The sequence below is a fragment of the Streptomyces sp. ALI-76-A genome (genome assembly GCF_030287445.1).
GTDB lineage: Bacteria > Actinomycetota > Actinomycetes > Streptomycetales > Streptomycetaceae > Streptomyces.
The window spans coordinates 3,289,578-3,301,262 of sequence record NZ_JASVWB010000002.1; the positions used below are offsets into that span (position 1 = coordinate 3,289,578).

The following is an 11,685-nucleotide window of genomic DNA, read 5'->3' on the forward strand; positions in this document are numbered from 1 at the left end:
TCCTCCGTGTCGCGGGCGGGGCGAGTCGGCAGGCGGGGGACTTGGCGCAGCGGGCCGGGGAGAGGGACGCGGGAGCGGGGCCTCGGGAGCCGGGAGGCTCGGGAGCCGGGAGTGGAGACGCGGGTCAGGGGGAGCCGGTGGCAGCCCGCCCGCGGCTACCCGCGCCCCCGGGACCGCGCCGCCCGCGCGATGGCGACGACCGCTTTCTCCAGGGCGTACTCGGGGTCGTCCCCGCCGCCCTTCACTCCCGCGTCCGCCTCGGCGACCGCCTGGAGCGCGAAGGCGACACCGTCCGGCGTCCAGCCCCGCATCTGCTGACGTACCCGGTCGATCTTCCACGGCGGCATCCCGAGCTCCCGCGCGAGATCGGCCGGCCGGCCGCCACGTGCCGACGACAGCTTCCCGATCGCCCGCACACCCTGCGCCAGCGCGCTCGTGATCAGCACCGGGGCCACGCCGGTCGCCAGCGACCAACGGAGTGCCTCCAGCGCCTCCGCGGCCCGCCCCTCGACCGCCCGGTCGGCGACCGTGAAGCTCGACGCCTCGGCCCGTCCGGTGTAGTACCGCCCGACGACCGCCTCGTCGATGGTCCCCTCGACATCGGCCATCAGCTGGGACACGGCGGACGCCAGCTCCCGCAGTTCGCTGCTGATGGAGTCCACCAGCGCCTGGCAGGCCTCCGGGGTGGCGGACCGCCCGGCCGCCCGGAACTCACCCCGCACGAACGCCAGCCGGTCCGCCGGCTTCGTCATCTTCGGGCACGCCACCTCCCGCGCCCCCGCCTTGCGCGCGGCGTCCAGCAGGCCCTTGCCCTTGGCTCCGCCCGCGTGCAGCAGCACGAGGGTGATCTCCTCGGCGGGCGCCCCGAGATACGCCTTCACGTCCTTGACCGTGTCGGCCGAGAGATCCTGCGCGTTGCGTACGACGACGACCTTCCGCTCCGCGAAGAGCGACGGGCTGGTCAGCTCCGCGAGCGTCCCGGGCTGCAACTGGTCCGGGGTCAGGTCACGTACGTCCGTGTCGGCGTCGGCGGCCCTCGCGGCGACCACCACCTCCCGCACGGCACGGTCGAGCAGGAGGTCCTCCTGGCCCACGGCGAGCGTCACCGGGGCGAGAGGGTCGTCATCAGCAGTTTTCCTGGCCATCGGGTCAAGCATGGCACGGACCACCGACAACGGTTCCCGCCGCTCGGCGAGGTCCGGCTCCCGGCCCACCTCACCCGCCCCGGCAAGGGCTACGGCTCCTCACGCCACCCGTCCCACTCCCCCGCGAACGCGTCCAGCTCCCCCGCGTCCAGCCGTCCGTCCTCGTCCCGCAGCACCACGAGCCACTGCGCGTCCTCGGCGTCGTCCTCACCCGCCAACGCGTCCCGCACCAGCCGCGGCTCCTCGGCCACGCCGAACCGCTCCCCGAGCGCCACGGCCACCTCCTCCGCGGCATCCCGGTCGGGCAGCACCAGCACATGTCTCACATCACTCACGCCGCCATTGTCCGGCACCGCGCACCGTGGGCACTTCGTCGAGCGCGATACCGAACCGCTCCCGGTACACCGCCAGCACCTCCTCGTCCGTGCCGATCTCCCGCTCCTCCCGCGTCCCGTCGGCACCCGTCACCTTGAAGGTGCGCCCGCTGAGCGTGATCCGTCCCCCGTCCTCGGTCACCCGGGAGCAGACCAGCGACTGCGTGAAGTGGGAGGCCGGCGAGGTGCTGTGCCACCAGGCCCCGGCCACGAAGTCACCGAGCACCCGGGGCCGCGTCTCCAGCCGGTACTGGGCCCTCCCGTCCATGAGCACGTCGAGATCCGCGGCGCCCGGATCCCCCACATCCACCAATTCCCCCACATCCACCGTCCCGCTGTCCGCCGTGTCCCTCTCCGCCTCCGCGGCTTCCTGCTGCGTTGTTTCCTGTGTTTCCTTGTCCGATCCCCCATCCCCACCCCCGCCCCCTCCCCGCCTCCCGGCCGCATCCGGCCCCGCCTCGACGATCCGGAACGTCCCGACGGGATCCCTCTGCTCCCCCCGCGCCTCGAACGCCAGCGGCCAGTGGCTGTGCGCCCCGAACCCGACGTCTGCCAGCCAGACCCCCGCGTCCACCGTCCGCACCCGCAGCGCGAGATGGTCGTACGGGATCCCGAGCCGCCCCTCGTCCGCGTACACCCGCGCCGCGAGCAGCGTGACGTCGAAGCCGAGAGCGCCGAGCAAGGCCCCGAACGCGCCGTTCAGCTCGTAACAGAAGCCTCCTCTCCTCGCGCCCACGACCTTGTCCAGCAGCCGTTCCTCCTCCAGCACGATCTCCTCGCCCAGGTGGACCGCCAGGTTCTCGAAGGGCACGGTCCGCAGATGGCGCAGTTGCAGCTCGCGCAGTACGTCGAGGGTGGCGCCGGTGGGTCCCGGCGGCCGCTCGTATCCCAGGCGCCGGAGGTAGGCATCGATCAGTGCGGAGTCCATGGCCTCAGTCTCGCGCCACCCTGAGCGTTGTGCCGCCGGTCCCGTCACCACGGCCGGCGACCGCGAGCGCCCCGTCCCGGTCGGTCCGCAGCACCGTCGCGCCCCCGGCCCGCAGCGCCGCGACCGTGCTGGGAGCCGGGTGACCGTACGGGTTGTCGGCGCCGCAGGAGATCAACGCCAGCCGCGGGGCCACCCGGCGTACGAGTTCCGGGTCCTGGTAGGCCGATCCGTGGTGGGCCACCTTGAGCACATCCACCCCGGTCACCGCCGCGCCCGCCGGTGACCGCACCAGTGCCTGCTGTGCCGGGGGTTCCAGATCGCCCAACAACAGGAACCGCAGGCCCGCCGACCGGACCAGCAGGGTGACGCTCGCGTCGTTCGGTCCCTCCGGCTCCGGTGCCGGACTCGGGGGCGGCCACAGCACGTCCCAGGACAACTCCCCGGTGCGCCGCCGCTCCCCGGCCACGGCACGGGTCACCGGAATCCGCCGGGCCGCCGCCTCCCTCCGTACGAACTCGGCCTGGTCCACCGGCTCTTCGTAGCCCGTCGTCTCGATCGCTCCCACCGAGCGCCCCCGCAGCACTCCGGGCAGCCCCGCCACGTGGTCGGCGTGGAAGTGGGTCAGCACGACCAACGGGATCCTGGTGATGCCCAGCGCGCGCAGACAGTGGTCGACCAGCGTCGGATCCGGTCCGGCGTCCACGACCACCCCGGTGCCCTCGCCCGCCGCGAGCACCGTCGCGTCCCCCTGTCCCACGTCGCACATCGCCAGCCGCCAGGCCGGCGGTGGCCAGCCGGTGATCACCCTGGTCAACGGGGGTGGCTGCGCCACCACCAGGACCAACAGCAGCCCGCACGCCCCGCACAGCCAGGGGTGCCCCAGCAGCCGTCGGCCGACGAGCAGCACGACCACCGTGACGAGCAGGAGCAGCGCCGCCCCCGTCCAGGTGTCCGGCCAGTCCATTCCGGCGCCGGGCAGTGCCGCCCCGGTCCGGGCGATCTCCGCGATCCACTCCGTCGGCCAACTCCCGCACCAGGCCAGTGCCTTGGCCACCGGCATCGCCAGCGGTGCCGTCGCCAGCGCGGCGAAGCCCAGCACCGTGGCGGGCGCGACCGCGAACTCCACGAGCAGGTTGCACGGCACCGCCACCAGGCTCACCCGCGCCGACAGTACGGCCACGACGGGCGCGCACAGGGCCTGTGCGGCGGCCGCCGCCGCCAGCGCCTCGGCCAACCGCGGCGGCACCCGGCGGCGCCGCAACGCCGTACTCCAGCGGGGCGCGAGCGTGAGCAGGGCGCCGGTGGCCAGCACGGACAGCAGGAAGCCGTAACTCCGGGCCAGCCACGGGTCGTACAGCACCAGCAGCAGGACCGCCGTCGCCAGCGCCGGGATCAGTGATCTGCGGCGCCCGGTCGCGAGCGCGAGCAGGGCGACGGCTCCGCAGGCCGCGGCCCGCAGCACACTCGGGTCCGGCCGGCACACGACGACGAACCCGAGCGTGAGCGCCCCGCCGAACAGCGCGGTCGTCCGCAGGGACAGCCCGAGGCGAGGGGCGAAGCCCCGGCGCTCGACGTGCTGGGCCAGCCCGGGCGGTCCGACGAGCAGGGCCAGGATGATCGTGAGGTTGCTCCCGGAGACGGCGAGCGTGTGCGCGAGGTCGGTCTCCTTGAAGGCCTCGTCCAGCTCCGGCGTGATCCGTGCCGTGTCCCCGACGACCAGCCCAGGCAACAGCGCCCGCGCGTCCGCCGGCAGGTCGTCCGTGGCCACCCGCAGCCCGGCTCGCAACCGACCCGCGAACCGCTGAGGTGCCGACGGTTCCCCGACCACCTCCGGAGCCGCCCGGCCCCGCACCCGCAACACGGCCGCGACCCGGTCGCCGCCCGCCATCGCGGGCGCCAGCCGAGCGGTGACCCGCAGTCGCGTGGACGGCAGCAGCCCGAGCCAGGGTGAACGCCTTGGTCCCTCGGCGACGGGCCGGCCGGTCCCTCGGGCGGCCGCGTCGACGAACAACAGCACCGGGGTACGCGTCGCCACCGCCGTGCCGTCGGGTGTCTCGACGCGTCGTACGTCGGCGTTGATCAGCACGGACGTCGGAGCCGCGTCGTTGCCGGTGATCCGGGGCCGGGTGAGCCGGGGGTCGGAGGTGACCTCCACCTCCGCGGTCACGGTGGCGTACTGCCGCGCCAACGCGGGCACCGGACCTCGCCGCAGGTCGGCTCCGTGCAGCCCGGCGGAGACGGCGGCCGCCGCGACACACAGCAGCACGGCGGCCACGGAGACCCGCGCCCAGGTGACCCCCGCGGGGCGAGCACGCACCCGGGTGGTCACGAGGAGGACCCCGGCCGCGGCGAGGCAGCCGGCCGCGAGACCCGTGACCCACTCCGGCGGAGCGTTCAGTGTCAGCGCGGCCGTCGCCCAGGCCGCCAGTGCGGGCGGTACGAGTCGCAGGTCCGTGGGACCTTCCTGCCGTGGATGGGCGGCTCCCAGCCGTTTGCCGGAGCTCGCGTGGACGCGGGCGCGGGAGCGGGTGGCCTCGTGTTCGGACGGCACCTCGGGGGTGTGCCTCGTCCCCGCCCTCATGGCCGTACGAGGTTCCGCAGGTCGGCGAAGCGGCGGTCACCGATGCCGTTGACCTCGCGCAGCTGGTCCACCGAGCGGAAGCCGCCGTGCTGGGTGCGGTAGTCGACGATGTGCTGGGCCAGTACCGGGCCGACGCCGGGCAGGGTGTCGAGTTGCTCCAGCGTGGCCGTGGTGAGGGAGACGGGAGCCGCCGGTGCCGCTCCCGACACGGTGCCGGCCGGACCTCCGCCCGACCCCTGTCCCGAGGGGGCGCCCGGGCCTCCGACGATCACCTGCTCCCCGTCCACCAGGAAACGGGCACGGTTCAGGCCGTCGGTGCTCGCCCCGGGCTTCACCCCACCGGCCGCGCGCAAGGCGTCAGCGACCCGTGAACCGGCCGGGAGACGATGGATCCCCGGCTCGCGCACCTTGCCGCCGACATCCACGACGATCTCGGGCGCCGCCGTCCCCACGGCGCTCGGCGCACCGGCCGGCGCAGCGGACGCCTCCCCCTCGGTGGGCTCCTCCGCTCCGTAGGACTGAACCGCCCGCACCACCTCGGGTGCCCGCACCGCTTCGGTCCGGCCGACCCAGAAGTGCTGTACGGCGAAGGCCGCGGCGACGACGAGCAGGACGGTCAGCGCCAGCACACCCCGTCGCTCCAGCCCGCACCGCGTCTGCAACCAGACCGGCATCCGCTCTCGCAGAGCCAGTCCGACCGGTACCCGCCGACCTCCCCCCGCCGAGTCCACCCGGGAGCCCACTCCGGCGACCGGACCGACGCCCGGACCGACGCCCGGCCGGACATCCGCACCGTCCTCCGGACCGGCTACCGGACCAGCGCCCGCACCGACGTCCAGTGCGTCCACGGCAGCCGCAGCACACGCCCCGACATCACCGCCAGCGCCCGCAGCACCTGCACCACCAGCACCAGCACCAGCGAAATGGCCCTCGGCAACCCGCCCCGCCCCACCACACGGCGGCCCCTTCCCCAACTCCGGCCCCTTCCCCGGGCGTTCGGCGAACAGCGCCTCCGCCCTGCGGCGGAGTTCCTCGGCAGAGGACTGCCGGTGCCGTACGGCGCGTTCCCGCGCGGGCGGGTGACGACGAGTGTGGGCGCGGGCATGCCTACCGGTACGGGTCCGAGTGCGGCCGTCGGAGCCCGGCGCCCTCCCCGGGCCACTGGTTACGGTCGTTGCGCGTGAGCGTGATCGAAGTGCCATGCGCCGAGGATGGAACACACCGGCACCCACGCGTTGATCTTGGTCAATTCGCGGGGACGACCGTCCGATTGTGGATAACTCCGCCACCCGCACGAGTGACCGAGCCACCAGCCGTCCACCCCACGCGGAGTCCCGCAGCCGCGCCCGATCCCCAGGTCTCGCCCGACCCGCACGCGCCGTCACTCACCGGGCGTCCCACCCCTCGGAGCCCGCAACCCACGACTCACCAACCACCACCCCGCCTCAACGCGGCGAGACCACGACCCCCAGCAGCCCGGGCCCCGTGTGCGCCCCGATCACCGCCCCGACCTCGCTCACATGCAGATCGGCGAGACCCGGCACCCGCGCCCGCAGGCGGTCCGCCAGAGCCGACGCCCGGTCGGGGGCGGCGAGATGGTGGACGGCGATGTCGACCTGCGCGCCGCCGGCCCGGTCGGCCACGATCTCCTCCAGGCGGGCGATGGCCTTCGAGGCCGTCCGCACCTTCTCCAGCGGTTCGATCCGGCCGCCGCGCAGTTGCAGCAGCGGTTTCACCGCGAGCGCGGAGCCGAAGAGGGCCTGTGCCGCACCGATCCGCCCGCCGCGGCGCAGAAAGTCGAGCGTGTCCACGTAGAAGTAGGCGGACGTGCCCGCGGCCCGTTTCTCGGCGGCCGTGACGACCTCGTCCACGGTGCCGCCCGCCTCCGCCGCCTGGGCCGCGGCGAGCGCGCAGAAACCGAGGGCCATCGCGACCATCCCGGTGTCCACCACCCGTACCGGCACCGGCGCCTCGCGCGCCGCCACGACCGCCGCGTCGTACGTGCCGGAGAGTTCGGCGGACAGGTGCAGGGAGACGATGCCGGTGGCACCGGACTCGGCGACCTTGCGATAGGCCTCGGCGAACACCTGGGGGCTCGGGCGGGACGTGGTGACGGACCGTCGCTTCTGGAGTGCCTGGGCCAGCGAGCGGGTCGAGATCTCGGTGCCCTCCTCGAGGGCCTGGTCGCCGAGGACCACGGTCAAGGGCACCGTGGTGATGCCGTGACGCTCCATCGTCCGCTGCGGCAGGTAGGCCGTGGAATCGGTGACGATCGCGACATGGCGGGACATGAGCTGGAGGTTACCTGGCGTAGCCCCCGCACGGCAGCCCGGCCCTTCTCAGCTGGGCGTCCGTGTCCGGATCAAGTCGTGCTCTCGGGACGGGGCTTCTTCTGCCAGGGGTACGTGGCGCGCGGGCCGGGCGGGGTGATCGCCGGTCGCGTCGTGCCCTCGTCGGTGCCTGCCGGGGGTGCTCCCGGCCAGGTCTGCTGGGCCGTGGCACCGTCGGCGGCCGGGGCCTCCGGCCACGGGGGCGGTGGCGTGGTGGCCGACGGCTCCGTCGTCGTCCAGTGCCGCAGCGCTCCGGCCTCCACGTCGATCTGGGTGCTGAGCGAGTCCAGGTCGTCGTCGGCGAAACGGCGGGCCCGGTCGCGGGCCGCCCAGCGCAGAGAGTCCGCCGACTTGGTGACGCGCTCGATGCGCTCGCGCAGCCCGGGCAGCCGCTCGGCGAGTGTGGCCCGGTCGGGCTCGGACTCCAGGCGCCTGAGTTCGGCGTCCAGTTCGTGCCCGTGAGCGCTGAGCCGCTCGAAGAGGCCGAGGGACTCCTTGAGGGACTCGTCCTCGGCCAGGCCCGCGTGCAGCGCGTCCTGCGTGGCACGCATGGATGTGCGCAGCCTGAGCCTCAGCTGGGCGATCTCGCCCGCCGGGCCGGGCTGGGCGAAGGACTTGGCGCGCAGGGTGTGGTCCTCGACCGTGCGTCGGGCCTGGGTGAGGGTGCGGTCCACGCCTCGCTTGGCGGCGCCGACCACCTTCACCGTGGCGTAGGCGCCGAGCGCCACGAAGAGCACGAAGAGCACGAAGAGCAGGGCGACCACTGCGAACACTGCTTCCACGAGCTCCTCCTCGAACCGGTCACGGCGCGCCGCGCGCCGCTCTTCAACGGTAAACGCAACAGGCAGGCCCGGAGTTCCAGAAAAACCCCGAACCTGCCCGTAGGGGACTACCCCGAGCCGCGACCGGACGCGGCAGCGCCGCCACCAGCCGCCGTGCCGGCGCAGGACGCGCAACCGTACCTCCGCGGGACGCCTCCGTGCCCACGCGACGACGCCGCCGTACCTGCGCCGTCCTGCACCGCCCTACGCCGTGACGATGTTCACCAGCTTCGGCGCCCGCACGATCACCTTGCGGATCCCCGCCCCGTCCAGCGCCGCCACGACCTTCTCGTCGGCCAGCGCGACCTTCTCCAGTTCGTCCTCGGAGATGGACGGCGAGACCTCCAGGCGGGCCTTGACCTTGCCCTTGATCTGGACCACGCAGGTGACGGCCTCGTCCACGACGTATGCCTGGTCGGCGACCGGGAAGTCCTGGTGGACGACCGAGTCGGTGTGGCCCAGCTTGCGCCACAGTTCCTCGGCGATGTGCGGGGCCAGCGGGGCGACCAGCAGCACCAGGGCCTCGGCGACGGAGCGCGGCAGCGGACCGCCCGCCTTGGTCAGGTGGTTGTTCAGCTCGGTGACCTTGGCGATGGCGGTGTTGAAGCGCATGCCCTCCAGGTCCTGGCGGACACCGTCGATGGCCTTGTGCAGGGCGCGCAGTGTGTCCTCGTCCGGCTCGCCGTCGACCACCGTAGCCGCACCGGTCGTCTCGTCGACCACGTTGCGCCACAGCCGTTGCAGCAGCCGGAACTGGCCCACCACCGCGCGCGTGTCCCACGGCCGCGACACGTCCAGCGGGCCCATCGCCATCTCGTACAGGCGCAGCGTGTCCGCCCCGTACTCGGCGCAGATCTCGTCCGGAGTGACCGCGTTCCTCAGGGACTTGCCCATCTTGCCCAGCAGCCGGGAGACCTTCTCGCCCTGGTGGTAGTAGGCGCCGTCGCGCTCCTCCACCTCGACCGCCGGTACGGCGATGGCACGGCTGTCGCGGTACACGTAGGCCTGGATCATGCCCTGGTTGAACAGCTTGTGGAACGGCTCGGCCGACGAGATGTGACCCAGGTCGAACAGGACCTTCGACCAGAAGCGCGCGTACAGCAGGTGCAGCACGGCGTGCTCGGCGCCGCCGACGTACAGGTCGACGCCGCCGTGCGGCTGGCCCTCACGCGGGCCCATCCAGTACCGCTCGACCTCGGGGTCGACCAGCTTCTCGGAGTTGTGCGGGTCCAGGTAGCGCAGCTCGTACCAGCAGGAACCGGCCCAGTTGGGCATGGTGTTGGTCTCACGCCGGTACGGGCGCGGGCCGCGGCCGTCGCCCAGGTCCAGGGTCACGGCGACCCAGTCCTCGTTGCGGGACAGCGGGGTCTCGGGGGACGTGTTCGCGTCGTCCGGGTCGAAGGTGCGCGGCGAGTAGTCCTCGACCTCGGGCAGCTCCAGCGGCAGCATCGACTCGGGCAGGGGGTGCGCGACGCCGTCCTCGTCGTAGACGATCGGGAAGGGCTCGCCCCAGTAGCGCTGCCGGCTGAACAGCCAGTCGCGCAGGCGGAAGTTGACGGTGCCCTCGCCGACGCCGGACCGCTCCAGCCACTCGGTGATGCGCGCCTTGGCGTCGACCACGCCCAGGCCGTCCAGCGAGACCTCGTCGTTGGAGGAGTTGATGATCTTCGCGTCGTGCGACGCGAAGGCGTCCTCCCAGGTCGAGGTGTCGGTGCCGCGGCCGTCGGTCGGCTCGACGATGCAGCGGACCGGCAGCTCGAAGGCGCGCGCGAACTCGAAGTCGCGCTGGTCGCCGGCCGGCACGGCCATGATCGCGCCGGTGCCGTAGCCCATCAGCACGTAGTCGGCGATGAAGACCGGGACCCGCTCGCCGTTGACCGGGTTGGTCGCGTACGCGCCGATGAAGACGCCGGTCTTGTCCTTGGCCTCGGCCTGCCGCTCGACGTCGGACTTGGAGGCGGCCTGCGCGCGGTACGCGGCGACGGCCTCGCCCGGGGTCGCGTGGCCGCCGGTCCACACCTGGTGGGTGCCCTCGGGCCAGGCGTCCGGGGTGAACTTCTCGACCAGCGGGTGCTCGGGCGCCAGCACCATGTAGGTGGCGCCGAACAGGGTGTCCGGGCGGGTGGTGAAGACCGTGATGCGCTCGCCGTCGATCGGGAAGTCGACCCGGGCGCCCTCGGAGCGGCCGATCCAGTTGCGCTGCTGCAGCTTGATGGCCTCGGGCCAGTCCAGCGCGTCCAGGTCGTCCAGCAGCCGGTCGGCGTACGCGGTGATGCGCATGTTCCACTGGCGCAGCTTGGCCTTGAAGACCGGGAAGTTGCCGCGCTCGGAGCGGCCGTCGGCGGTGACCTCCTCGTTGGCCAGCACCGTGCCCAGGCCGGGACACCAGTTGACCGGCGCGTCCGAAGCGTAGGCCAGGCGGTACTCGCTCAGCACGTCGGCGCGCTCTGTGTCGCTCAGCTCGCTCCACGCGCGCGTGTGCCCCGGTACGGGACGCTCACCGGACTCGAACCGGGCGATCAGCTCGGAGATCGGGCGGGCCTTGTCCGCCTCGTCGTCGTACCAGGAGTTGAAGATCTGCAGGAAGATCCACTGGGTCCACTTGTAGTACTCGGGGTCGATCGTGGCGAACGACCGGCGCCTGTCGTGGCCCAGGCCCAGCCGGCGCAGCTGGGACTTCATGTTCTCGATGTTGGCCTCGGTGGACACGCGCGGGTGCGTGCCCGTCTGCACGGCGTACTGCTCGGCGGGCAGGCCGAAGGCGTCGAAGCCCAGGGTGTGCAGGACGTTGTGGCCGGTCATGCGCTGGAAGCGCGCGACGACGTCGGTGGCGATGTAACCCAGGGGGTGGCCGACGTGCAGGCCCGCACCGGAGGGGTACGGGAACATGTCCATGATGAACTTCTTGGGCCTGGCGACCAGCTCGGGATTCCCGGCCAGGTCCCCTTCGGGGTTCGGCGCCTCGTACGTGCCCTCGGCGTCCCAGAAATCCTGCCAGCGTGCCTCGATGTCGGCCGCCATGACGGCCGTGTAGCGGTGCGGCGCGGCCACCTCGGCGGCGGCAGCGGGGTTCGTCTCGCTCATGATCCTCAAAGCTCCATCGATCGTCTCTGCTGCGGCGTGACTCAGGAAACGAAAAATCCCCTCGCACAGGAGGGGACGCCGCGCCGATGCCGACCGCGGTCTCTCACCGGCGGCCGGGACTGATCAGCGCGGCCCGCTAAGCAGAAGGCGTACGGCACGCATGCGGTTAGGGTACCGCAGGGCTTGAGCAGGATGCGACGCGCTTACGTATGCCTTCTTGGCACCGGGTGCCGCCACAGCAGACCCCGCCGAGCGAGACCGATCACACCGGAGAACAACAGAGCCATGGCCAATGGTTACTTCGCGTAACAGCTGCTAAGGGACATCACAACGGCCCCATTGTCGTTTGATAACAACGCAATAACTCAAACCTCGTACCCGTCGGTATGGCGCCACTTAAAGTGCGGCAGCGGGACCGCTTT

9 protein-coding genes are annotated in these 11,685 nt (G+C 72.7%); all 9 read right to left on the reverse strand.

Features of this window, described 5'->3' with window-relative positions; translation table 11 throughout:
- Window positions 1-155: 155 nt before the first annotated feature.
- Window positions 156-1,145: a DNA polymerase III subunit delta gene (holA, locus tag QQS16_RS15730; protein WP_286062321.1), complete on the reverse strand. Its 990-nt coding sequence runs from the start codon at window positions 1,143-1,145 to the stop codon at window positions 156-158.
- A gap of 89 nt (window positions 1,146-1,234) precedes the next feature.
- The gene (locus tag QQS16_RS15735) at window positions 1,235-1,480 is read right to left on the reverse strand and encodes a hypothetical protein (RefSeq protein WP_286062323.1); all 246 of its coding nucleotides are present in this window, start codon (window positions 1,478-1,480) and stop codon (window positions 1,235-1,237) included.
- Window positions 1,473-2,447 carry an arylamine N-acetyltransferase family protein gene (locus QQS16_RS15740; RefSeq protein WP_286062324.1) on the reverse strand — a complete coding sequence of 325 codons (975 nt, stop codon included), beginning with the start codon at window positions 2,445-2,447 and terminating at the stop codon, window positions 1,473-1,475. Before QQS16_RS15740 ends, QQS16_RS15735 begins: the two co-directional genes overlap by 8 nt.
- 4 nt (window positions 2,448-2,451) lie before the next feature.
- Complete coding sequence (locus tag QQS16_RS15745; RefSeq protein ID WP_502963792.1) at window positions 2,452-5,028, reverse strand: ComEC/Rec2 family competence protein; 2,577 nt, start codon at window positions 5,026-5,028, stop codon at window positions 2,452-2,454.
- Window positions 5,025-5,657 (reverse strand): ComEA family DNA-binding protein, encoded by a 633-nt coding sequence (locus QQS16_RS43955; RefSeq protein WP_502963793.1) that lies wholly within the window; start codon window positions 5,655-5,657, stop codon window positions 5,025-5,027. The genes QQS16_RS15745 and QQS16_RS43955 overlap by 4 nt, the downstream gene beginning before the upstream one ends.
- Window positions 5,658-5,836: 179 nt before the next feature.
- Window positions 5,837-5,965 (reverse strand): hypothetical protein, encoded by a 129-nt coding sequence (locus QQS16_RS43960; RefSeq protein ID WP_502963794.1) that lies wholly within the window; start codon window positions 5,963-5,965, stop codon window positions 5,837-5,839.
- Between the two features lie 508 nt (window positions 5,966-6,473).
- Window positions 6,474-7,319 (reverse strand): DegV family protein, encoded by an 846-nt coding sequence (locus tag QQS16_RS15755; RefSeq protein ID WP_286062328.1) that lies wholly within the window; start codon window positions 7,317-7,319, stop codon window positions 6,474-6,476.
- A 71-nt stretch (window positions 7,320-7,390) separates the two neighbouring features.
- The gene (locus QQS16_RS15760) at window positions 7,391-8,140 is read right to left on the reverse strand and encodes a hypothetical protein (RefSeq protein WP_286062329.1); all 750 of its coding nucleotides are present in this window, start codon (window positions 8,138-8,140) and stop codon (window positions 7,391-7,393) included.
- Window positions 8,141-8,383: 243 nt separating this feature from the next.
- Window positions 8,384-11,263 (reverse strand): leucine--tRNA ligase, encoded by a 2,880-nt coding sequence (gene leuS, locus QQS16_RS15765; protein WP_286062330.1) that lies wholly within the window; start codon window positions 11,261-11,263, stop codon window positions 8,384-8,386.
- Between the last annotated feature and the right edge of the window lie 422 nt (window positions 11,264-11,685).